This is a genomic window from Thalassospira sp. MCCC 1A02491 (assembly GCF_001613785.1).
GTDB lineage: Bacteria > Pseudomonadota > Alphaproteobacteria > Rhodospirillales > Thalassospiraceae > Thalassospira > Thalassospira povalilytica.
In genome coordinates, this window is record NZ_LPVX01000023.1 from 92,612 (window position 1) to 114,702 (window position 22,091).

A 22,091-nucleotide genomic window follows, 5' to 3' on the forward strand; every position below is an offset into this window, starting at 1 on the left:
TGATCCCGTATCACAGAACCAACTCTTAACCGTCAGGCCATAAGCGGCCACAGTCACAGAAGGACACCCGATGAATTCCAAGATTGTAAAACGCTTCCTTGGCTGCAGCGCGATTGCCACGACCATGCTGTTTGGTGCTTCGCTTGCGCAGGCCGATGAAACGCTGAGCGATGGACAAAAAGCCGCCGTCGAAAGCCTGATTGAAGACTATCTTTTGAAAAATCCGGATGTGCTGTTGCGCGCCATCCAGAATGTTCAGGTCTGGCAGGCCACCGAAAAGGCCCGTCAGCAGGCAGAAGCCATCACCCCGGTCTGGGATGCGCTGGTGGCTGACAGCTCGGTTCCGTCTTTGGGCCCGGTTGATGCCCCGGTCACTGTAATCGAGTTTTTTGACTATCATTGCGGCTATTGCAAGCGTGCCTTTGATGGCGTGATGGATATCGCCAAGGAACATGACGGCAAAGTCCGGACCATCTTTGTTGAATTCCCGATCCTGCGTGAAGAAAGTGCCACGGCCGCACGCGCCGCACTGGCCGCCGACAAGCAGGGCAAATATATGGAAATCCACGAAGCCTTCATGGCCAACCGTGGCCTTCTTGATGACACCCGCATTGACGAGCTTGCCGCATCTGCCGGTGTCGATGTTGCCAAAATGCGCGAAGACATGCAGTCGCCCGAAATCGGCGGCATGATCGCCCAATATGCGGCAATGGCCCGCACCGTTGGCATCAGCGGAACGCCCGCCTTTATCATCAATGGCACCATGGTATCGGGCGCGGATATGGATCGTGTCAATGCGCTGGTGAAAACCGGGCTTGAAGAAGCATCCTGATTTTTCGCCCCCTGCGCCATTGTGACAACATTTGCAGTCACACCGTTGCGCAGTCCGAACAAAACGACAAAGGCCCGTTTCGATTTCGAAACGGGCCTTTGTTTTACGCAAACAGCATTCAGATCAGATGATCCCCGCCAGCGGGGATGACGGATCTGCATATTTCTTTTTGGGCATGCGACCAGCCAGGAAGGATTCGCGTCCGGCAATGATGGCATGCTTCATCGCGCGCGCCATGCGGATCGGGTCCTTGGCCCCGGCAATTGCGGTATTCATCAGAACCCCGTCACAGCCAAGCTCCATGGCAACGGCCGCATCCGATGCCGTCCCGACGCCAGCATCAACCAGGACCGGCACATTGGCATTTTCCTTGATCAGGGCGATATTGACGGGGTTAAGGATCCCCATGCCCGACCCGATCAGCGATCCCAGCGGCATGATGGCGCAGCAGCCCATATCTTCAAGCATCTTCGCCTGGATGGGATCGTCGCTGCAATAAACCATGACATCAAAGCCATCCTTGATCAGGGCTTCGGCCGCCTTAAGCGTTTCGGGCATGTTGGGATAAAGCGTTGCCTGATCACCCAGCACTTCAAGCTTTACCAGATTCCAGCCGCCTGCTTCACGCGCCAGACGCAGGGTGCGCACCGCATCATCGGCGGTAAAGCAACCCGCTGTATTGGGCAGATAGGTATATTTCTTCGGATCGACATAATCGACCAGCATCGGCTGGTTGGGATCGGTCAGATTGACACGGCGTACGGCAACCGTGACGATTTCGGCACCTGATGCCTCAATTGCGATTTTGGTTTCCTCGAAATCCTTGTATTTGCCGGTGCCTACCAGCAAACGCGACGAGAATTTTTTACCGGCAACGACAAAACCGTCATCATCAGCGGCCGCCAGATCGGCTTCCCCCGAACCGCCACCGATGAAGTGGACGATCTCAAGCTTGTCACCATCGGCAAGAGCCGTTTGCCCATAGGCTGTTTTGGGCACGATTTCGAGATTTCGCTCAACCGCGACCTTGGTTGCGGCAATGCCCAACTGGCCCAGCAGTTCTTCTACATTTGCGGCATTCTCGATAGTCCGGTCTTCACCGTTGATCGTCAGAAGCATCTTTTTCGTTCAATCCCTGTGGTATCAAAATCTTCATGATTGCCGCGCAGTATGCGCAGCTGCCCTGCCCGAGGCAAGCTGTCTTGTGATGAGCAGAGCCGGTTATGACCAGTTATGGACAAAGTCCGGCTTTGTCCATGCAGACATCCGATGCCCCGGAAGTCGTCGCAACGACGTTCGATAATGACAAAGCAGCGATGCAATGCTGCATTGCCGATGCTTATTGCAACGTTGCGTCAGACTTTGGTCGTGTTATAAACGCAGCACCAAAAGTTGGGCGTATGGTCGGAAAACGGCCCTTGAAACGCCTGAATGGATGTCTGGGATAAGATGACATTGCACGTGATCAAGGATCGATGTGAAGTCAATGACACGGCTGTTTGCCTTCGGGCCATCTGCCATGAAGACAACAACAAAGGTGAACTGGTTGACTGGTTTCAGGAAACCCGACAAGAAGATTCTGGCATTCTTTGCGATGCTGGGGCATATACGCACACATCGGTTGCGATCCTCGATGCGATTGGGGCATCAGATTTGCCGATGATCGAGGTCCATCTGTCCAATATTCAAAAGCGGGACGCCATAAGACTTTTGTCAAACGTCTCAAACGCTGCAAACGGTATGATCTATGGCTTTGGCGACCAGAGTTATAACCACGCCCTGGATGCCATGCGCGGATTGATCCACACACCATCATAAAAGATATCGAAATGAGCAAGTTCAACATCGACAATGACGCCATTCGCCAGCTCGCAGAGCTGCTGGACGACACCAATCTGACCGAAATTGAAGTTGCCGCTGGTGACAACCGCATTCGTGTTGCCCGCCAGGGCACCATGGTTGCAGCAGCCCCTGCTGCACCGGTTGCTGCCGCTGCTGCGGCGCCGTCTGATGCGGCATCCCATCCGGGCGCAGTGAAATCACCGATGGTCGGTGTTGTTTACTTTGCACCGGAACCGGGTGCGGCTCCGTTCATCTCGGTCGGGTCGACCGTTGCCGAAGGTCAGACCCTGATGCTGATCGAAGCAATGAAGACCTTCAACCCGATCCGTGCGCCGAAATCGGGCAAAGTGACCCAGATTCTTGCGACCGACGGCCATCCGGTCGAATATGACGAACCGCTGATCATTATTGAATAAGCCGGGGTAAGAACCGCATGTTCGACAAAATCCTGATTGCCAACCGCGGCGAAATCGCGCTTCGTATTCAGCGCGCCTGCCGTGAAATGGGCATCAAAACTGTCGCGGTGCATTCCACCGCCGATGCGGACGCCATGCATGTGCGTCTGGCCGACGAATCGGTCTGCATCGGCCCGGCAGCATCCAAAGACAGCTATCTGAATATTCCGGCCATCCTGTCGGCAGCTGAAATCACCGGCGCCGAAGCCATCCATCCGGGATATGGCTTCCTGTCGGAAAATGCCGATTTCGCAGCCATGGTCGAAGAACACGGCTTTGTCTTTATCGGCCCGACCGCGGAACATATCCGCATGATGGGCGATAAGATCACCGCAAAGCAAACGGCCGAAAAACTTGGCATTCCGTGCGTTCCGGGGTCCGATGGCGAAATCGCCACCGTTGACGAAGCCCGCAAATGCGCCAAGGAAATCGGTTATCCGGTCCTGATCAAGGCATCGGGTGGCGGCGGCGGTCGCGGCATGAAAGTCGTTGAACGCGAAGAAGACCTTGCCGAAGCATTTTCCATGACCCGTAAGGAAGCATTGCAGAACTTCGGCAATGCTGCGGTTTATATGGAAAAATATCTGGGCAAGCCGCGCCACATCGAATTGCAGGTCATCGGTGACAGCCATGGCAACGCCGTTCACCTGTTTGAACGTGATTGCTCCTTGCAGCGTCGTCACCAGAAGGTTCTTGAAGAAGCACCGTCTCCGACCCTGACGCCGGAAGAACGCGAACGCATCGGTTCGACCGTTGCCAATGCCATGATCGGCATGGGCTATCGCAATGCCGGCACGATCGAGTTCCTGTATGAAAATGGCGAGTTCTATTTCATTGAAATGAACACCCGTCTTCAGGTGGAACATCCGGTCACGGAAATGATTTCCGGTGTTGACCTTGTGCGTGAACAGATCCGCGTTGCTGCGGGCCTGGAACTGTCATTTAAACAGGAAGACCTTGAAATTCATGGTCATGCCATTGAATGCCGTATCAACGCAGAAGATCCCAAGACCTTTGTCCCGTCGCCGGGCAAGATCAAGGAATATCATGCACCGGGCGGCCTTGGCGTGCGCGTCGATAGCGGTATCTATACCGGCTATTCGATCCCGCCCTATTACGACAGCATGATTGCCAAGCTGATCGTACATGGCCGTGATCGTGAAGAATGCATGATGCGCCTGCGCCGTGCGCTGGCCGAATATGCGATTGGCGGTATCAAAACCACCATTCCGCTGCACCAGACGCTTCTGGCGAACCCGGACATCCAGAAAGGGGATTATGACATCCACTGGCTGGAAAAGTTCATGGGTATGAAGAAAACTCTGTGATCGATCCGGATACAGACATCAAACGGGAACCTTCGGGTTCCCGTTTTTTTATGGCGCGATTTCAGATCACCCGGCATTAAATAATTAATCTTGCGCCGATAAACTTGACCATGGATCCCGTCATGTTTGATATGACACCTTGTCTGAAATGACGGCGTTCTCATATGTATTTTGACGTCAGATAGACAGGACAAAAACAATTATCACTGCGATCATGTCGAACCAGCTGACCCCTGATCTGTTGATCCGCGCCTATTCCGTCGGTCTGTTTCCCATGGCTGAAAGTCATGATGATCCAACCCTTTACTGGATCGACCCGGAATGGCGGGGTGTATTGCCGCTTGAGGGCTTCCACGTCCCGCGCAGCCTGAAAAAGGCCGTGCGCAAAGGCATCTATAAAATCCATGTCGACCGCGCCTTTCCCGACGTTATCCGTGCATGTGCCGAACAGACCGATACCCGCGACGATACCTGGATCAATGACAATATCCTTGAAGCCTATTGCGCGCTTCACAAGATGGGCTGTGCCCATTCGATCGAGGCCTGGAAAGATGGCGAACTGGTCGGCGGGCTTTATGGCGTCAGCCTTGGCAAGGCATTCTTTGGCGAAAGCATGTTTTCGCGTGCCACCAATGCATCAAAGGTCGCACTGGTTCATCTGGTTGCCCTGATGCGCCAGGGGGGATTCAGCCTTCTGGATACGCAGTTTGTGAATGACCATCTCAAACAGTTTGGCGTTCTGGAAATCCCGCGCGAACGATATCGCAATGAACTGGCCAAGGCATTGGCCGGACGCGCAAATCTTCCGTTCGAGGTCGAACCGGAATTTCTTGAACAAACGCTTTCGGGCGGCGATAGTTAGGGGCAGAACCCAGCGGTTCCGGATTTACCCGCCCACCACGCCACCGAACGAGCCATCAGATGAATATCCGCCTCGCAACCGATCAGGACATCCCCGCCATTCTTGATATCGTCGCCCCGACATTACGGTCCGGGGAAACCTATGCCATCGACAGTGATCTGAGCGACGATGACGTCATCAAATACTGGATGGCCCCGGACAAGGTGACGCTGGTCGCCGAAGAAGACGGCAATGTTGTTGGCACCTATTACATCCGGCAAAATCAGGGTGGCGGCGGATCGCATGTCTGTAATTGCGGCTATATGACATCCCCGAAGGCCAGCGGCCGCGGCATTGCGCGCCGCATGTGCGAGGATTCGCTTGTCCGCGCCAAGGAGCTTGGCTATCGCGCCATGCAATTCAATTTCGTCATCGCCAGCAATGCGGCGGCTGTTCATTTATGGCCGAAACTCGGCTTTGAAATTGTCGGTCGCCTGCCCGGTGCCTTCATGCACCCGACCCTTGGCGAAACCGATGCATTGGTGATGTATCGCAAACTCTAGAGCCTTTTCTGTTCAGATTGAAATTGCTCCGGGGTATTTTTGCCCCAAGACAGAAAAAGGGCGGGCACCATATGGCACCCGCCCCTTTTTGTTTGAAAGCTGATTGATGCCCGATCAGAACCTGATCAGAACAGGAAACGCACGCGCAGCGTACCGTCGATGGCAGCAAGTTCCTTGCGCACGCCGGCACCCGGTTTGATTTCCTCGTCAACTTCGACGACGACATATCCAACGCCGCCTTCAGAACGCAGATACTGGCCGCTGATATTGATGCCACGCGATGCAAAGACATCGTTGATTTTCAGCAGCACGCCCGGAACGTTGCGGTGAATGTGCAGGAACCGGGTGTGGGAACGATCCTTGACCGGAAGCGATACTTCCGGGAAGTTGACCGCGCCAAGGGTCGAACCGTTATCGGAATACGTGATCAGCTTGTCGGCCACTTCGATCCCGATATTTTCCTGTGCTTCTTGGGTGGAACCACCGATATGCGGGGTCAGGATGACGTTATCCATACCACGCAGCGGGCTTTCGAATTCTTCATCCTTGCCAGCCGGTTCAACCGGGAACACGTCAAGTGCTGCACCTGCCAGATGACCGCTTTCAAGAGCAGCCGCCAGATCTTCGATCACGATCACGTTGCCACGTGCCGCATTGATCAGGTGCGCGCCCTTTTTCATTTTGGCGATCTCAGTCGCCGTGATCATGTTTTTGGTCTGCTCATTGGCCGGAACATGAAGCGACACCACATCGGATTTCGCCAGCAGTTCGTCCATCGATGCACAGGCGGTCGCATTGCCCATGGCAAGCTTGTTGATCACGTCAAAATAAATGACGTTCATGCCAAGTGATTCGGCCAGAACCGACAGCTGCGACCCGATATGGCCATAGCCGATAATACCAAGCGTCTTGCCGCGGGCTTCGAACGATCCCTTGGCGTTTTTAAGCCAGCCACCATTATGAGCCGCCGCATTGCGCTGCGGGATGCCACGCAGCAGCATGATGATCTGGCCCAGAACGAGTTCTGCCACCGAACGGGTGTTCGAATACGGCGCATTGAAGACCGGAATACCGCGCATCGCAGCAGCGGTCAGGTCAACCTGGTTGGTGCCGATACAGAAACAGCCGATCGAGGTCAGCTTGGAGGCGGAATCGATGATTTCTTCGGTCAGTTTGGTGCGGGAACGGATGCCCAGGAAGTGCGCATCGGAGACGACGGACTTCAGTTCGTCCGCGTCGAGCGCAGCAGGGTAATGGTCGACATTAGAGTAGCCGGCCTCTTTGAACATCTTTACAGCGTTTTCATGGATACCTTCGAGCAGGACGATCTTGATCTTGTCCTTCTCCAACGAAAGTTTGCTGTTCACGGCGCACCATCCTTTTCTTCGCGAGGGCGACACGGGATAATCCCCGAGCCGTTTATCAGGCCGTTCCATAACGGCCCGTGGACCAATGAAATAGGGCCTTGAAGCGCGTCCGTCAAAGGCTTTCCCTTGCGTAAATGTGCATTGCCCCTATCTTCTGAACGCATATACCGGCTAATGCGTACAAAAACAAAGACCCGCACGGGTCACCAACCGCATGACAGCCTGATCAGGGGATAAAGAATTGCCTGCCGAAATCAAAACCGTCACCGATATCCACACCATCGGCCAAGCCCAGTGGGATAAATGTGCCGGTACGGACAATCCGTTTGTCAGCTTTGCCTTCTTGTCGGCGATGGAAGACAGCGCATCGACAAATGCGCAAACCGGCTGGCAGCCGTTTCATCTGGTATTGAATGATGAAGCAGGCCAGGCGATCGGCATTGTGCCGCTTTATGTCAAAGCCCATTCTTACGGCGAATATGTGTTCGACTGGAGCTGGGCCGAGGCCTATGAACGGGCGGGCGGAAAATATTATCCCAAACTGCAATCAGCCGTGCCGTTTTCCCCGGTTCCGGGCCCCAGATTGCTGGTAGCCAATGACCATCCCGATCCGGATTCCGTACGCCGCATCCTGATTGACGGGTTGGCAATGCTGCCCGAAAAGCTTGGCATGGCGACACTGCATGTGACGTTTTGTCACGATGATGAAAGCCGCCTGATGGAAGATGCCGGTTTCCTGCGACGCAGCGGCATCCAGTATCACTGGCATAATCGCGACTATCAGAATTTTGACGATTTTCTGGCCGCACTGAATTCGCGCAAACGCAAGAACCTGCGCAAGGAACGCAAGCAGGTTCTTGAAGCCGGATACCGGTTTGAATCACTCCGCGGTGATGACCTTAAACCCCATCACTGGGACCGGTTTTACCATTTCTATCGCGATACATCCGATCGCAAATGGGGACAGGCCTATCTGACCCGGACGTTTTTTGATCTTCTGCATGAAAGAGTGCGCGACCGCACGGTTCTGGTGGCGGCTTTTCGCGATGATGAAATGGTTGCCGGTGCGCTTAACCTGATTGGCAACGATACGCTTTATGGCCGCAACTGGGGCACGATCGACCGCACGCCGCTTCTGCATTTCGAAACCTGCTATTATCAGGCAATCGATATCGCCATTGCCCATGGCCTTAAAACGGTCGAGGCCGGCGCACAGGGTGAACATAAAATCCAGCGCGGCTACGAGCCGGTCATAACCCACTCGGCACATCTGATTGCCGATCCGGGGCTTCGGCGCGCTGTCGAGCAATTCCTAAGACAGGAACAAACCCATATTGCGCAGGACCGGGACTATATCCTTGCCGAACACAGCCCCTATCGCAAGGTTCAGGCCCCCGACTAAATCACGCCGGCTAATTCACGCCGACTAATTCGCCCTGATAAAATCGCGCTTCCCAAATCACGCGGACCAAATCCCCGCGGGCAGAAGCAGCCGGCCAAAACAGCATCGCCAAAACAAAAAGGCGCAAGGTTCCCCTTGCGCCTTTTGAATGATCATTTTCAAGCAGGCCTAGACAGTCCGGACGTCATCCAGGAAGCCGTTGACATGTGTGCGTAACTCATCGTTAGCAGCGGCAAGTTTGCCAACACTGTCGAGCTGTCCGTTCGACAAATCACCGCTTTCCGTGGTCGCCACTGCAACGCTTTTAACCGCGTTGGAAATGGCGATATTGCCGTTTGCAGCGCCTTCGACACTGCGCGAGATTTCCTCGGTCGCGGCCCCCTGCTCTTCGACGGCACTGGCGACAACCGACATCAGTTCGTCGATTTTCTGGATCGTGTCGGCAAATCCGCGCACGGCTTCGGCCGCGGCACCGGACTCACTTTGCATTTCAACGATCTTTGCCGTGATTTGCTCGGTCGCCTTGACGGTCTGGGATGCCAGATTTTTGACTTCGCCCGCCACAACGGCAAAGCCTTTGCCCGCCTCGCCCGCGCGCGCCGATTCAATCGTTGCGTTCAGGGCCAGAAGGTTGGTCTGATCGGCGATGTCACTGATCAGATTGACGACTTCGCCAACACTTTGGGCGGCTTCGTTGAGTTTTTCCACCCGTTCATTGGTCCGTTCGGTCTCACCGACCGCAATCTGGGTGATTTCGGTAACCCGGGCAATCTGCGACGAGATTTCCGAAATCGACGCCGAAAGCTGTGCGGTTGCCGATGCCACCGTTTCGATATTGGTGGATGATTCTTCGGCCTGTTCGGCCACGTTCTGGGCATCCTGATTGGCCCGAACCGCATGTGACGTCAGGATTTCGGATGCAGAACGGACTTCATCAAGGGCCGCATTCACCGAACTCAGGACATCCTGGATTTTTTCGTCAAATCCTTTGGTCAGGACACCCATTTTCTTGGTGCGGGCGACCTGGCGTTCGGCTTCGACTTTTTCCTGTTCGGCCATGCGGGCACGTTCGCGGGCATTCTCCTTGAAGACTTCAAGCGACTTGGCCATTGCACCGACCTCGTCATTGCGCTTCATATCAAGCGTTTCGATATCGAGGTTGCCCGATGCAAGACTGCCCATGGCTTCGGTCATTTTGCGGATTGGCGTTGCAATCATCCGCGACAGCGTCCCACCGAACAAGGCGGCCATCGCAATCAGCAGCACAACACCGACACCCAGTGTAACCTGGAAAATCTGCATGGCCTGATCGACCTTGCTTTCGACATCAAGCACAAGCTGGTCAATCGCCTTGGCCAGATCACCGGCAATCATGCTGACGCGATCGGACAGTTCACGCGGTTCACCCGATGCTTCGATCGCGCGAGCATGGTTCACCGTCAGATAGTGACGCATCAGCTTCGCCTGTTCGCCGGCAATCTCTTCCCAGCGGTCAATTGCGCCATCCATTTCCTCGATCAAGGTCGCGATATCGGCATTGATCGAGCTATACCCCTTAAGCACGTCGGTGCGGGTGTCGATTTCCTCAAGCGACTTCTGATAGCTGAGCAACCCTTCGCGGTCGCCAGTGGTCAGGAAATAGATCAGTTCCTGGCGGGCCATCAGATAGGCGCGGTCAAGGTTGCGATAATCGCGTTCAAAGGTTGAAAGATAATCGCGCTGTTCATTGGCGTTTTTGACCTGCATGGTCGCAAACATGCCCGCGGCGGCAACCATCAGGATCACGGCAATCATGATCGCAAAACAGGTTGTCAGTTTGGCGGGGATGGAAAGATCCTTAAAGAAATTCATGGCGTTTCTCCCTACTGACTGCCGCGCCGCACGAGTTCATTCAAATTGACCTCAATGGTCACAGCGCCAATCGCCTGCTGGTTTTCGTCGCTCATGGTCATGTTGAGCTGGGAACGCCAGGAATCAGACTCTTCGTTATATTCTGCTTCGTCGATAAAGACGGCGTTGGGCCCCTTGGGGAAAGTATTCTGGAACTTGCCCTCGTCGCCCTGCCAGAAGTCCGACGTGATCGAACTCTGTCCGACATTCAAGCCCACCGCATCCATGACGAAAATTTCGGCATAAAGACCGCCGGAACGGGCCTGCACCTGGGTCAGATAACTGGAAAGCGGATTGGTAAGAATGGCCGCCACAAGGGGCTGATCATCGGCTTCGCGTTCGGCGCGCCATTGTTTGTCCGCGGCGTCAATCTGATCCTGCGTCATGTCTTTTCGCAGACGGTTCTGGGAATTGATCGACAAAGCCACGACCGGGTTGGCCAACCATCCCCGGATATCCTTGATAAGCGCATCTGTAATCAGATCATTCGGATTGCCTGGCAGCTCTGCCTTGGCCATGGCAGCCTGCGGCACAGCAAATATCGCTGCCGCAAGTATCCCTGTCAGGACCATACTTCTCGTAGACTTCATCGGTTTCCCTCCCACAGCTTTGTTTGCAGCCAAGAAAGCACTAACTAAAAGTATAGGTATTTATACCAAAGGAAAAGCATCCATACAACTTTTTGTTAGAAACAAGGCATTAGCGGAAGCGCACGGGTAGACTTCCACACGATTCAATATGTGGATTGCGGGCACATCGACAAGAGTACCAGTTACAAGCTTTTGAAATCCGGGAAAGAAAAAAGCGGCGGAAAAACCGCCGCTGAGTTTGGTTGGGACACGAGCAAACTGCAGAAGATTACGTTGTTCCAGGCGCGAAACGCGCCCCTGCAAAGAACAACTGTCCGACATGACATAAGCAGGAAGCGTGCCAACTTTTTAAATCCGTGAAAAATCGCAATTTTTAGGGATTTTTCATCGAAACCGAACCTGACCATCTCAACAGGTTCAAATGATCTTTGCATTTCAAAATGCAAAGATTGCAAAATGCAACAATCAATCTTTGCATTTTGCAAATTGCAATTCCAAAACACGCAACAGGTCTGACTTTCACCGGGCAATCAGCGGCGGCGCTTTTTCTTCTGCGCCCCGAAATTCAGCAAGGCTGGTGCTTTTTCGATGATTTCTTCAAGAATGGATTTGGCCGTTTCCAGATCATCGCGCGCGGATTCATCAAGCTGACTGATATAGCGCGGATCAGAGATCATGCGCTCTGCCTCGTATAAAGTGCGCAGCTCGCTCTGAAACATTTCGCGCGCACCAAGCGGCAGGTTTTCCTTGGCACTCATGACAAAGAAGAACTTCAAACTGGTCTTGATCACCAAACGCAGCATCAGGACCTGAAGCTTATGAAACTGGCCTTCCAGTTCTTCTTTTTTCGGATGCGACTCAAGCTTGTTCATCCGCTCTTTGATCACCAGCGACAAAGCCTTGAAGTTATCGACCTCCTCGCGGAAGGGTCGATACCCGGTAACATCCATCTTGTCGGTGGTTTTTTCCAGATTGTCGGCCAACGCAATCAGCTTGCGCGCACGCAATTCCAGCCGGGAAAGGAATTCCTCGACCTCTGTTCGATATTTTCTTTGTGCAGCCTGGCTCATCGTGTTCTGGCGTTCTTATTTTAAAATTGTGCCCGGGAAACAACATCCCGGGCACAATTTAACCGCCAATGATTAACAACACACCAAGTCCGGGTGTCGTTTTACCCTTCAACCATTTCCGGGTTCTTTTTGACGTGTTTCTTGTCATCGCCATCTTCCGGATAGCGGAAGATGACCGCATCGTCTTCAATATCGACAAGCACGGCCCCGCCTTTGGAAAGCTTGCCAAACAGAAGCTCCTCGGCCAGCGGCTTTTTGACATGCTCCTGAATCACACGACCCAACGGACGCGCACCAAAGGCAACGTCATAGCCACGTTCTGCCAGCCAGCTTCTTGCGGCTTCGGTAAGTTCGATCGACACATTCCGATCCGCAAGCTGGACTTCAAGCTGCAAGATGAACTTGTCGACCACCATCTTGACCACTTCGGGCTGCAGATTGGCGAACGGAATAACCGCATCCAGACGGTTACGGAATTCCGGGGAGAAGGTGCGCTTGATCGCCTCTTCATCTTCGCCGATCCGCATTTCGCGCTTGAAGCCGATGGGCGGCTTGGCCATGTCCGATGCACCGGCATTGGTGGTCATGACCAGAACCACATTGCGGAAATCAACGGTTTTGCCGTTATTGTCCGTCAGCTTGCCGTGATCCATGACCTGAAGCAGGATGTTGAACAGGTCCGGGTGAGCCTTTTCAATTTCATCAAGCAGAACCACCGCATGCGGGTGCTGATCAACAGCATCGGTCAGAAGACCGCCCTGATCAAACCCGACATAGCCCGGCGGCGCACCGATCAGGCGCGACACGCTGTGTCGTTCCATATATTCCGACATGTCAAAGCGGATGAATTCAATCCCCATGACGGTTGCCAGCTGTTTGGTGACCTCGGTCTTGCCAACCCCGGTCGGACCGGAGAAAAGATAGCTGCCAATCGGTTTTTCAGGTTCGCGCAAGCCCGCACGCGCAAGCTTGATCGCACTTGCCACCGCCTCGATCGCCTTATCCTGACCAAAGACAACGGTTTTCAGATCACGTTCAAGATTTGCCAATGCCTTGCGGTCATCGGTCGAAACCGATTTTGGCGGGATGCGGGCAATTTTCGCGACGATTTCTTCGACGTCGCGCTTGCCCACCGTGCGCTTGCGCTTGCTTGGTGCCATCAACATCCGCGATGCACCGACTTCGTCAATCACGTCAATCGCACTATCAGGACGCTTGCGGTCATTGATATAGCGCGATGCCAGTTCCACCGCCGAACGCAGGGCTTCGTTGGTGTATTTGACCTTGTGATGATCCTCGTAATAGGGCTTCAGCCCCTTGAGGATCTTGACGGTATCTTCTTCGGACGGTTCTTCGACATCGATTTTCTGGAAACGACGAACAAGGGCGCGGTCCTTTTCAAAATGACCACGGAATTCCTTGTAGGTCGTCGAGCCGATGCAGCGCAGCGAACCGCTGGCCAATGCCGGCTTGAGCAGGTTGGACGCATCCATTGCCCCACCCGATGTTGCCCCGGCACCGATCACAGTGTGGATTTCGTCGATGAACAGGACCGCACCTTCGTATTCTTCGAGTTCCTTGACGACCGCTTTCAGGCGCTCCTCAAAGTCCCCGCGATAGCGGGTCCCGGCCAGCAACGCGCCCATATCAAGGGCAAAGATCGTGGCATCCGCCAGAACTTCGGGCACGTCACCATCATTGATACGACGCGCCAGCCCTTCGGCGATGGCGGTTTTGCCAACACCCGGGTCGCCCACATAAAGCGGGTTGTTTTTGGTACGACGACACAGTACCTGGATAGTGCGCTCGATCTCGCTTTGGCGACCGATCAACGGGTCAATCTTGCCCTTCTGGGCTTTGACATTCAGGTTGACGCAATACGCCTTAAGAGCCTCACCCTCGGCCGGGCTGCTGTCGTCACCTTCTGGCGGCATACCGGCAACCGGCTCTTCATCCGCACCGCGCGGGATGCGACGTTCATTAAGCTCGGACGCCTTGGCAATGCCGTGGGAAATGTAATTCACCGCATCAAGACGGGTCATATCCTGAAGCTGCAGGTAATAAACCGCGTGCGATTCCCGTTCCGAGAACAAGGCGACCAGCACGTTTGCACCGGTTACTTCCTCGCGCCCGGATGACTGGACATGGATGGCTGCCCGCTGGATAACGCGCTGGAACCCGGCAGTCGGTTTCGGGTCGATCAACCGGGCGCTGATCAGGCCGGAAAGTTCGCTGTCTGCGAATTCCAGAAGGTCTGAGCGCAAGCGATCAATATCGACCCGGCATGCCTTGAGCACGGCGAGCGCATCCTGATCTTCGGTCAGAGACAGAAGAAGATGTTCTAGAGTGGCATATTCGTGGCGGCGCTCCGACGCATATGCGAGCGCACGATGCAGGCTTTCTTCAAGATTGCGCGATAGCATATGTCACTCCTTCTCTAAGGTACACTGCAGCGGATGCTGATTCTGGCGGGCCAGATCCATGACCTGGTTAACCTTGGTCTCCGCAATTTCGTACGTAAACACACCACATACCCCAACGCCCTTGCGGTGAACCTGAAGCATGATTTCGGTGGCCTCTTCCCGGCCTTTCTCGAAAAACCGTTCCAACACGTGCACGACGAACTCCATCGGAGTGTAATCGTCGTTCAGCAACAGCACCTTGTACATGGACGGCTTTTTCGTCTTGGGCCGTGTCTTTGTTACGATCCCCGTGTTTGGCAGATCAGTGCCGTCATTATCCTGTTCAGTCATCGTCTACTTACCGGAACCCTTATTTCCTGCATGAACTTCATGATAGGTCATTGCCAGGCTCTTTCAAAGGCCGCAGCTTAAAATCGTGTCACTAAATTATCGTCTATCTTCAATTCATTTAGGCTGAGAATGACACGCTGCAAGATCACCCGATAAACTTCATGCAAACCCGGCTGTCGGCACGGCCCGAAAATGGCGACAAATCACGCAAGCCCAAAAGAAAACGGGCATGACGCGATGTCATGCCCGCCTTGATCTTCATTGCAGAATACGGAAACCCGAACGTTTTGGGATCATTTCATCACGGCATTTGCTGCTTTTGACATCGCGGTGATGCTGTCGGTCATGGCTGCAAACATGATTTCCTGAACCTTTTCGGTTTCGGCAACGCTGCTATCGACATAACGCTTGAGGATTTTTGCCTGCAAATCCTGAATATCAGACAGGCTTTCGGCCTTGGCCAGGGCGTCGATATCGGCTTGTGATGCTTCGATTTCACGCTGCATCCATCCGGCAAGCTCCGTTCCGATGCCCCCGGTCTTTTCAAACAGGGTCATGGACGCCTGCAATGCCTCGCCAATATTTTTCTGCTGTGCTTCGATGATCTCTTCGCACTGGGCCGCCATGCGCGATCCCGCACCGGAAAACACGTCCGACTGACCGGTCATGGTATCGAAAAGCTTGCTGAATGCTTCGTTAGCAACAGAAATGCTTTCCTCGATCGCATCGCTTCCTGCGGTCATGATGGCATCCATTTCTGGCGCCTTCCACAGGGCGAGATAACTTTCCATAGCATCCTGATCCATGAACATCGCACCAAAACCGAACACATCATCATTTTTCGCTGATGGCGCAGGCGTTGCTGCGGCTTTGGCGGTATCGGTCGATGCTGCCACGATTTGGGGGGCTGATGGTTTTGCAACAGGCTTGCTGGCAGGCTTTGCCGCGACCGCGGCAGCGGTCTTTTTGGGGGCTGCTGCTTTTTTCGGGGCTGCGGAGGAAGTGGCTTTTTTGGCTGCTGGCGCAGACTTGCTTGTCGTACTCACGGTACTCGCCCTTTCAGTATCAGAAGAGGTAACTGGCGCGCTTGACTGTTCGGGGGTCTTGGCAACCGATCGCGGTTTTGCCTCTGCCCCGGGTTTTGTTGACGCGGATGGGGATGGCGCAGCGGATGAAGCAGACTTTTTCGGCTTCTTCACAGCAGCCGACGCCGACTTTTTCGACGCCGGGGATGCCACCGGCTTGGTCTGTTTAGGGACCTCACTCTGTTTTGAGGATGGAGTCGCCGGTTGTGCCGCCGTATTTTTCGCCACCGGCGCTTTTGCAGGCTCTGCGGCTTTTTCCGAACCGGATGTTGCGGCTTCGGATGGCGGTTTTGTTGCCTCTGCCACCGGCTTTTCCGGGGTCGCGGCGGGGGACGCAAGCGAGGAATCCGATGCCGTGCTTGCAATCACGTCTGATTTTGAAACAGCAGGCTTTTCGTCAGCCTGCTTTGCGGCCGCTTCGATTTCAGATGACGTCATCACGACACGCTTTACGGCGCCCTCAGACGCTACCGCCGACTTTGAAACAGATGTGGATTTTTTGGCGTTGCCCGACGCAGCAGGTGCCGCCTTGGCAGCAGCCGAGACCTTTTTGCCAGATCTCGCAGAGGTCTTTTGTTTTGAAACAGCCATTGCTTCTAACCTCGTTCTTGCCGGGGCAGATACCCCAAATTCATGTTGCATTGCAACATAACCCTAGATGGAATTACCTACAAAGGTCAAGAACAGTTTGGTGACAAAACCGCGACGCAAAGCACAGCCGCCCTGATAAAATCAGTTCATCACACCCGCCCGGCGAATTGCAGTCGGCCAAAAGCACAAACCAAACAAGCATCTAACAGCTTGCACTGCGCGCACTTGTCCCACCGGGCGCACCAAAAAATAACGGGGACGTTTTCCCAAACATCCCCGTCATCGTGATCGCATTCTGAATTTTATGGTTTAGCGCAGCATGTTTCCGCGCACCGTCCGATAAAATGTCCCGGACTCGTTATTTTGAATGGTTTGAACCTGGGCAGCAGATTGAGACCGCGCATTTTCCTGTGCCGGCGGTTCCGGCAATTTGCGGTCGATGCTTGAAAGCTCGGTCAAAACTTCCGGGAACTGGAGTGCACGCAGATCGTCAACACCCGACATCCATGTCGCAAGCGTCACATATCCCGATGAACATCCAATCGCGACCCAGTAATAGTCATCAGAATAAAGCCGGATACCGTCGCGATCTTTCTGGGTGCCGAATCCGTCCTGTTGCAAGGCATCGGTGATCGCGATGTAATCATCACGCCCGATCACATCGGTTGCGTGTTCCCCGCCGAACGCACCAAGGGGCGCGTTGATTTCGACATTGATTTCCTTGACCTGTGCCGGGCCGAAAACGCGGGTTGTCAGGTCAAATTGCTGATTACCGGCATGTGGATCAAGCTCGAAGACGCGCACTTCGTCGTAATAATCCGCATTATAGATGATGCGAATCCGCCCTTCTGCATCGCCAGCAGAACATGCTGTGCGCAGGTCATCGGCGTTCAGATAGGAAAACCAGGCTGACTTTCTGACCAGCGGATTGCTGATGTCGCTGTTTTGCGTATAGGAGCAACCAGCAAGCCCGATTGCAGCAACCGACAAAACAGCCAAACTGTTCAAACCGGCGCGACGCATACCTATCTTATTGAGAAATGGGGCGATTAATTTAACCATTCGATCCTCGATTTTTTGCCGATCAGGAGATATAAAAGTGACGTTCGCGCAGAAAGATGGTCACAGAATGGCCGCGTTTAGAAAAGCCGAAAAATTGACGCTCTTAAACATTTGTTTAAGGCTGGGATGCGAAACTGGTCTTATTTAGTTCTTGGGGACTACCGAAAGCCGAGCCCGAATAATGCGTTTAACGACCCCTTCCGGGCCAAATGCGTTGGCCAAGACACCGCTTGTGACACGCAACAGTTTCTTGCGTGCCTGTTTGGCTGCGTTTTTGTGTCTGACAGCAATCATGCTTTCCGCGACCCTTGTCCCGAACAAGGCCATCGCACGAACCTATACCGCCATGGTCATCGATGGTGACACTGGTGATGTGCTTCATGAATACCGTGCAGACCATAAAGTGTACCCTGCGTCACTGACCAAGATCATGACGCTTTATATGCTTTTTGACGCGCTTGATAATGGCAAGGTATCGCTTTCAACCCCGATGAGAGTGTCTAAACGCGCCTGGGGCCAGGCCCCGTCGAAGCTTGGTCTTCAACCTGGCGAGACCATTACGGTCAAGGACGCGATCCTCGCACTGGTAACAAAATCGGCCAATGACGTCGCCGTGGTTGTGGCAGAACATCTTGGCGGTACCGAAATCAAATTTGCCCAGATGATGACCGCCGAGGCCCGCCGCCTGGGCATGAAGCGCACGACATTTCGCAATGCATCGGGCCTTCCCAATCGCGGGCAGATGACAACAGCACGCGACATGATCACGCTTGCCGTTGCACTTCGTAAGAATTTCGGCAGCTATTATCATTATTTCTCGACCCAGAAGTTCCGTTTTGGCAACCGTACCTATGGAAACCACAACAACCTTCTGGCGTCCTATTACGGGACAGACGGGATCAAGACCGGCTACATCAACGCATCGGGCTTTAACCTTGTGGCATCGGTCAACCGGAACGGAAAACGGTTGATTGGCGTGGTGTTTGGCGGCCGCACGGCCCGCACCCGTGATGACCAGATGAAAAAGCTGCTGGATCGCGCCTATGTCGAACTGACCAAGGAAGGCGAAATTCGCGTTCCCCGGCCCCGCATCAGCCCGGAAGACAAAATTCTGCCTGCCGATGCACAGTTGCTGATGGCAAAGCGTGAAACATTGCGCGAAGTCGAAGAACCGGGCCGGATTGATACCCAAACCGTTGTGACCCGTCTGAAACCGGAAACCAATAGCGGCTGGGCAATCCAGGTTGGTGCCTTCAGTGATCAGCGCCGTGCCCAGGAAGCCGTTCTTGCAGCCGCCCGTACCGCGCCAGATGTCCTGCGCCTGACCCGCGCTGCGGTTGAGCAACAGGCCAGTGGCACCGGCGTTGTCTATCGTGCGCGTCTTCTCGGTTTTGATGGCGAGAATGAAGCACGGGCAGCCTGTGCGGCCCTGCGTCGTGAAAACCTTGCCTGTATCCCGGTCAATTCCGGTGACGCGGGCTAAGCTCCGACCAAATCCCTGATACGAAAAAAGGCTGTCAGATTTACCTGACAGCCTTTTTCTTTTGGATCGCAGTCCCGAACATTCAGATCAGGGCTTGATCGCATATTTGGTTGGATCAGAAACCTAGTGCCCGGCACCCGACGCAAAGAAATCATCCGATTTCAGTCCGCTTTTTACCAGCTGATCGGTGACCTGTGCCTTAAGCCGTGCGAGACCGGCATCATCACCGGCTTCACAGCGCGCAACAATTGCCGGCTGGGTGTTGGACGCCCGCAGCAACCACCAGCCGTCGTCGGTGCTGACACGAACACCGTCGATACCACTGACTTCGGCACCGGTTTCGGCCAGGCGTGCACGTACTTCTTCGATCAGGGCAAATTTGCGATCATCGGGGCATTCAATACGTGTTTCGGGCGTATTGACCGCAACCGGCATTGCTTCACGCCATTCCGCCAGGCTTTTGCCGCTTTGGACCAGAATGCGATACAGACGCACGGCGGCATAAGTTGCATCATCATAGCCGTAATAGCGTTCGGCAAAGAAGATATGCCCGCTCATTTCACCGGCGATCGGTGCTTTTGCCTCGATCATCTTTGTCTTGATCAATGAATGACCGGTTTTCCACATGATGGCATTGCCGCCAAGGCGGTTGACCTCGTCAAACAGGGTCTGGCTGGCTTTGACATCGGCAATGATCGCCGCACCGGGTTTGCGTTCCAGCACATCAGCCGCATAGATCTGCAACAGCTGATCGCCCCATAGAACATTGCCTTTGCCATCAATCACGCCGATCCGGTCACCGTCACCATCAAAGGCGACCCCCCAGTCCGCGTTATGCTTGGCAACGGCGGCCTTCAGATCAACCAGATTGGCTTCGACTGTCGGGTCCGGATGGTGATTGGGGAAAGTACCATCGACCTCGTCAAACAGCAGATGATGGGTTCCCGGCAATTGTGCGGTCAATTTGCGCACAACATCACCAGCAGCACCATTGCCGCAATCCCAGACGATCGTCATCGGGTTGGGTACATCACAATCAAGTTCTGCCAAAAGACGCGTAACAAAACGGTCTTCGACGTCGATGTCACTTACCGTACCCTGCCCGGTTTCGAAATCACCGGCCGCGGCGATTTTGCCCAGCTCCTGGATGGCGTCACCAAAAACCGACTTCCCGGCATTGAGCATCTTGAACCCGTTATAGTTTGACGGGTTGTGAGACCCGGTCACCATGATGCCTGCATCGGTTTTTTCATCGTAAACCGTAAAATACAGCATCGGGGTCGGACCGCGACCGATACGCACAACATCGCATCCGGTCGAAAGCAGCCCTTCTGTCAGGGCCTCGGCAAGTTCGGGGGAACTCAACCGTCCATCCCGTCCCAGGGCGACGCGCTTGCCACCGGAACGGCGCACCATGGTCCCAAAGGCCTTACCCAATGCATGTGCATCGGCAGCATGAAGGGTCTGTCCGACCACACCACGCACGTCGTATTCACGCAAAACGGAACTGTCAAACTTGTATCCGGCGGAATTCGTCATAGCTTGGATTAGCCTCCAACAGTTGCACGTCCGACACAGGAATAGCTGAAACCGTTTTCTGCCATTTCGGTCGGATCATAAACATTTCGAAGATCGACAACGATCGGGCGCGCAAGCGCATCCTTGATACGATCAAGGTCCATACCGCGGAATTCGTTCCACTCGGTCAGGACAACCATCGCGTCTGCGCCGTCGATCGCGTCATAAGCACCATCGCAATATTCGATCCCGTCCAGAAGCTTCTGCGCTTCTTCCATTGCTTCGGGATCGAATGCCTTGATCCTGGCACCAGCAGCCGTCAGCGCCGGGATGATATCAAGGCTCGGCGCGTCACGCATGTCATCGGTATTGGGCTTGAACGCCAGACCAAGGATGCCAATCGTTTTGCCCTCAACCGAACCGCCACATGCTGAAATCACACGATCTGCCATCGATTTTTTGCGTTTCGCATTCACATCGACCACAGTTTCAATAATGCGCAGCGGACTGCCATGTTCCTGGGCGGTACGCACCAGCGCCAGCGTATCTTTCGGGAAGCAGGACCCGCCATAGCCCGGACCAGGATGCAGGAACTTCTTGCCGATACGGCCATCCAGACCGATGCCACGCGCAACGTCATGCACATCTGCACCAACTTTTTCACACAGATCGGCGATCTCGTTGATGAAGGTGATCTTGGCTGCCAGGAAGGTGTTGGCGGCATATTTGATCATTTCCGATGTTTCACGCGTGGTGAAAACAATCGGCGTTTCAATCAGATACAGCGGACGATAAAGATCGGACATGACTTCGCGGGCCCGCTCGTCACTTGTACCGATGACAACGCGGTCCGGACGCATGAAATCGCCAATCGCCGAGCCTTCACGCAGGAATTCCGGGTTGGAAACCACGGCAAAATCAGCATCCGGGCGTTTTTCCCGGATAATACGTTCCACTTCACGTCCGGTCCCGACCGGCACCGTCGATTTGGTAACGATCACGGTAAAGCCGTCCATTGCCTCGGCGATTTCTTCGGCCGCGGCATAAACATAGCTCAGATCGGCATGTCCATCACCACGACGGGTCGGAGTCCCGACGGCAATGAACACCGCATCAGCATCCTTCACACCTTCTTTAAGATCGGTGGTAAAAGTCAGGCGCCCTGCATTTACGTTATTTTCGACCAGAACATCCAGACCGGGCTCGTAGATTGGCATGATACCGTCTTCAAGACGGGCGATTTTTTCGATGTCTTTGTCGACACAAACCACGTCTGTACCGAACTCGGAGAAACAGGCACCGGAAACAAGTCCAACATATCCGGTCCCGATCATTGCTACGCGCATGGATGTTTATTCCCAATTTAGAATGAACTGACCGAAACAGTTATTACCCGTTCCGGTCAGTTCTTGTTGAAAT

General features: G+C 54.2%; 20 protein-coding genes. 9 read left to right on the forward strand and 11 right to left on the reverse strand.

Annotated elements, in window-relative coordinates; all coding sequences use genetic code 11:
- The first annotated feature begins 70 nt into the window (after positions 1-70).
- Positions 71-832 carry a DsbA family protein gene (locus tag AUQ42_RS07990; RefSeq protein WP_068518549.1) on the forward strand — a complete coding sequence of 254 codons (762 nt, stop codon included), beginning with the start codon at positions 71-73 and terminating at the stop codon, positions 830-832.
- 123 nt (positions 833-955) lie between these two features.
- On the opposite strand, the gene thiS is transcribed toward AUQ42_RS07990, so the two are convergent.
- Positions 956-1,951 (reverse strand): sulfur carrier protein ThiS, encoded by a 996-nt coding sequence (gene thiS / locus AUQ42_RS07995; RefSeq protein WP_068518550.1) that lies wholly within the window; start codon positions 1,949-1,951, stop codon positions 956-958.
- A 312-nt stretch (positions 1,952-2,263) separates the two neighbouring features.
- Between thiS and AUQ42_RS08005 the strand changes: the two genes are divergently transcribed.
- The 5 genes from AUQ42_RS08005 to AUQ42_RS08025 all read left to right on the forward strand — a co-directional run bounded on the left by AUQ42_RS08005 (position 2,264) and on the right by AUQ42_RS08025 (position 5,861).
- Positions 2,264-2,650 (forward strand): type II 3-dehydroquinate dehydratase, encoded by a 387-nt coding sequence (locus AUQ42_RS08005; protein ID WP_068518552.1) that lies wholly within the window; start codon positions 2,264-2,266, stop codon positions 2,648-2,650.
- An 11-nt stretch (positions 2,651-2,661) separates the two neighbouring features.
- Positions 2,662-3,090 carry an acetyl-CoA carboxylase biotin carboxyl carrier protein subunit gene (locus AUQ42_RS08010; protein ID WP_068518553.1) on the forward strand — a complete coding sequence of 143 codons (429 nt, stop codon included), beginning with the start codon at positions 2,662-2,664 and terminating at the stop codon, positions 3,088-3,090.
- Between the two features lie 17 nt (positions 3,091-3,107).
- On the forward strand, positions 3,108-4,457 hold the full coding sequence (gene accC / locus AUQ42_RS08015) for an acetyl-CoA carboxylase biotin carboxylase subunit (RefSeq protein WP_068518554.1): 1,350 nt from the start codon (positions 3,108-3,110) through the stop codon (positions 4,455-4,457).
- A 214-nt stretch (positions 4,458-4,671) separates the two neighbouring features.
- Entirely contained in the window at positions 4,672-5,319 is a 648-nt protein-coding gene (aat, locus tag AUQ42_RS08020) for a leucyl/phenylalanyl-tRNA--protein transferase (RefSeq protein ID WP_068518555.1), read from the forward strand.
- A gap of 59 nt (positions 5,320-5,378) precedes the next feature.
- Positions 5,379-5,861, forward strand: coding sequence for a GNAT family N-acetyltransferase (locus AUQ42_RS08025; RefSeq protein ID WP_068518556.1), 483 nt, complete (start codon positions 5,379-5,381; stop codon positions 5,859-5,861).
- A gap of 125 nt (positions 5,862-5,986) precedes the next feature.
- On the opposite strand, the gene serA is transcribed toward AUQ42_RS08025, so the two are convergent.
- A complete protein-coding gene (gene serA, locus AUQ42_RS08030) occupies positions 5,987-7,297 on the reverse strand; it encodes a phosphoglycerate dehydrogenase (protein ID WP_318271676.1) in 1,311 nt (436 codons plus the stop codon).
- Between the two features lie 172 nt (positions 7,298-7,469).
- On the opposite strand from serA, the gene AUQ42_RS08035 reads away from it, so the two are divergent.
- Positions 7,470-8,630, forward strand: coding sequence for a GNAT family N-acetyltransferase (locus AUQ42_RS08035; protein ID WP_068518558.1), 1,161 nt, complete (start codon positions 7,470-7,472; stop codon positions 8,628-8,630).
- A gap of 168 nt (positions 8,631-8,798) precedes the next feature.
- On the opposite strand, the gene AUQ42_RS08040 is transcribed toward AUQ42_RS08035, so the two are convergent.
- The 6 genes from AUQ42_RS08040 to AUQ42_RS15905 all read right to left on the reverse strand — a co-directional run bounded on the left by AUQ42_RS08040 (position 8,799) and on the right by AUQ42_RS15905 (position 15,739).
- Positions 8,799-10,481, reverse strand: a complete 1,683-nt coding sequence (locus AUQ42_RS08040; RefSeq protein ID WP_068518559.1) for a methyl-accepting chemotaxis protein — start codon at positions 10,479-10,481, stop codon at positions 8,799-8,801.
- A gap of 11 nt (positions 10,482-10,492) precedes the next feature.
- On the reverse strand, positions 10,493-11,110 hold the full coding sequence (locus tag AUQ42_RS08045) for a hypothetical protein (RefSeq protein WP_068518560.1): 618 nt from the start codon (positions 11,108-11,110) through the stop codon (positions 10,493-10,495).
- A 530-nt stretch (positions 11,111-11,640) separates the two neighbouring features.
- Complete coding sequence (locus AUQ42_RS08055) at positions 11,641-12,180, reverse strand: hypothetical protein (protein WP_068518562.1); 540 nt, start codon at positions 12,178-12,180, stop codon at positions 11,641-11,643.
- A gap of 101 nt (positions 12,181-12,281) precedes the next feature.
- A complete protein-coding gene (clpA, locus tag AUQ42_RS08060) occupies positions 12,282-14,603 on the reverse strand; it encodes an ATP-dependent Clp protease ATP-binding subunit ClpA (protein ID WP_068518563.1) in 2,322 nt (773 codons plus the stop codon).
- Positions 14,604-14,606: 3 nt separating this feature from the next.
- Positions 14,607-14,933: an ATP-dependent Clp protease adapter ClpS gene (gene clpS / locus AUQ42_RS08065; RefSeq protein ID WP_008890601.1), complete on the reverse strand. Its 327-nt coding sequence runs from the start codon at positions 14,931-14,933 to the stop codon at positions 14,607-14,609.
- A 293-nt stretch (positions 14,934-15,226) separates the two neighbouring features.
- Complete coding sequence (locus AUQ42_RS15905) at positions 15,227-15,739, reverse strand: phasin family protein (protein WP_197460806.1); 513 nt, start codon at positions 15,737-15,739, stop codon at positions 15,227-15,229.
- Here AUQ42_RS15905 and AUQ42_RS15910 point away from each other — a divergent pair.
- On the forward strand, positions 15,738-16,670 hold the full coding sequence (locus AUQ42_RS15910; RefSeq protein WP_197460807.1) for a hypothetical protein: 933 nt from the start codon (positions 15,738-15,740) through the stop codon (positions 16,668-16,670). The genes AUQ42_RS15905 and AUQ42_RS15910 overlap by 2 nt on opposite strands.
- A 248-nt stretch (positions 16,671-16,918) precedes the next feature.
- Here AUQ42_RS15910 and AUQ42_RS08080 read toward each other — a convergent pair whose 3' ends face one another.
- Positions 16,919-17,632, reverse strand: a complete 714-nt coding sequence (locus tag AUQ42_RS08080) for a hypothetical protein (RefSeq protein WP_068518566.1) — start codon at positions 17,630-17,632, stop codon at positions 16,919-16,921.
- A gap of 331 nt (positions 17,633-17,963) precedes the next feature.
- Here AUQ42_RS08080 and AUQ42_RS08085 point away from each other — a divergent pair, with 331 nt between their 5' ends.
- Entirely contained in the window at positions 17,964-19,154 is a 1,191-nt protein-coding gene (locus tag AUQ42_RS08085) for a D-alanyl-D-alanine carboxypeptidase family protein (protein ID WP_231856710.1), read from the forward strand.
- 123 nt (positions 19,155-19,277) lie between these two features.
- Here AUQ42_RS08085 and pgmG read toward each other — a convergent pair whose 3' ends face one another.
- Together pgmG and AUQ42_RS08095 are read right to left on the reverse strand one after the other, a co-directional pair.
- Entirely contained in the window at positions 19,278-20,693 is a 1,416-nt protein-coding gene (gene pgmG, locus AUQ42_RS08090) for a phosphoglucomutase/phosphomannomutase PgmG (RefSeq protein WP_068518568.1), read from the reverse strand.
- A gap of 8 nt (positions 20,694-20,701) precedes the next feature.
- Positions 20,702-22,018 (reverse strand): UDP-glucose/GDP-mannose dehydrogenase family protein, encoded by a 1,317-nt coding sequence (locus tag AUQ42_RS08095; protein WP_068518569.1) that lies wholly within the window; start codon positions 22,016-22,018, stop codon positions 20,702-20,704.
- Between the last annotated feature and the right edge of the window lie 73 nt (positions 22,019-22,091).

Bases quoted from the DNA above. Each gene is read 5' to 3' on its own strand.
- AUQ42_RS08040 (WP_068518559.1), bottom strand. From the start codon at position 10,481: ATGAATTTCTTTAAGGATCTTTCCATCCCCGCCAAACTGACAACCTGT.
- serA (WP_318271676.1), bottom strand. From the start codon at position 7,297: ATGGAACGGCCTGATAAACGGCTCGGGGATTATCCCGTGTCGCCCTCG.
- clpA (WP_068518563.1), bottom strand. From the start codon at position 14,603: ATGCTATCGCGCAATCTTGAAGAAAGCCTGCATCGTGCGCTCGCATAT.
- aat (WP_068518555.1), top strand. From the start codon at position 4,672: ATGTCGAACCAGCTGACCCCTGATCTGTTGATCCGCGCCTATTCCGTC.
- AUQ42_RS15905 (WP_197460806.1), bottom strand. From the start codon at position 15,739: ATGGATCAGGATGCTATGGAAAGTTATCTCGCCCTGTGGAAGGCGCCA.
- AUQ42_RS15910 (WP_197460807.1), top strand. From the start codon at position 15,738: ATGAACATCGCACCAAAACCGAACACATCATCATTTTTCGCTGATGGC.
- AUQ42_RS08005 (WP_068518552.1), top strand. From the start codon at position 2,264: ATGGATGTCTGGGATAAGATGACATTGCACGTGATCAAGGATCGATGT.
- AUQ42_RS08085 (WP_231856710.1), top strand. From the start codon at position 17,964: ATGCTTTCCGCGACCCTTGTCCCGAACAAGGCCATCGCACGAACCTAT.
- AUQ42_RS08010 (WP_068518553.1), top strand. From the start codon at position 2,662: ATGAGCAAGTTCAACATCGACAATGACGCCATTCGCCAGCTCGCAGAG.
- AUQ42_RS08045 (WP_068518560.1), bottom strand. From the start codon at position 11,110: ATGAAGTCTACGAGAAGTATGGTCCTGACAGGGATACTTGCGGCAGCG.
- thiS (WP_068518550.1), bottom strand. From the start codon at position 1,951: ATGCTTCTGACGATCAACGGTGAAGACCGGACTATCGAGAATGCCGCA.
- AUQ42_RS08095 (WP_068518569.1), bottom strand. From the start codon at position 22,018: ATGCGCGTAGCAATGATCGGGACCGGATATGTTGGACTTGTTTCCGGT.
- clpS (WP_008890601.1), bottom strand. From the start codon at position 14,933: ATGACTGAACAGGATAATGACGGCACTGATCTGCCAAACACGGGGATC.
- pgmG (WP_068518568.1), bottom strand. From the start codon at position 20,693: ATGACGAATTCCGCCGGATACAAGTTTGACAGTTCCGTTTTGCGTGAA.
- AUQ42_RS08055 (WP_068518562.1), bottom strand. From the start codon at position 12,180: ATGAGCCAGGCTGCACAAAGAAAATATCGAACAGAGGTCGAGGAATTC.
- AUQ42_RS08025 (WP_068518556.1), top strand. From the start codon at position 5,379: ATGAATATCCGCCTCGCAACCGATCAGGACATCCCCGCCATTCTTGAT.
- accC (WP_068518554.1), top strand. From the start codon at position 3,108: ATGTTCGACAAAATCCTGATTGCCAACCGCGGCGAAATCGCGCTTCGT.
- AUQ42_RS08080 (WP_068518566.1), bottom strand. From the start codon at position 17,632: ATGCGTCGCGCCGGTTTGAACAGTTTGGCTGTTTTGTCGGTTGCTGCA.
- AUQ42_RS07990 (WP_068518549.1), top strand. From the start codon at position 71: ATGAATTCCAAGATTGTAAAACGCTTCCTTGGCTGCAGCGCGATTGCC.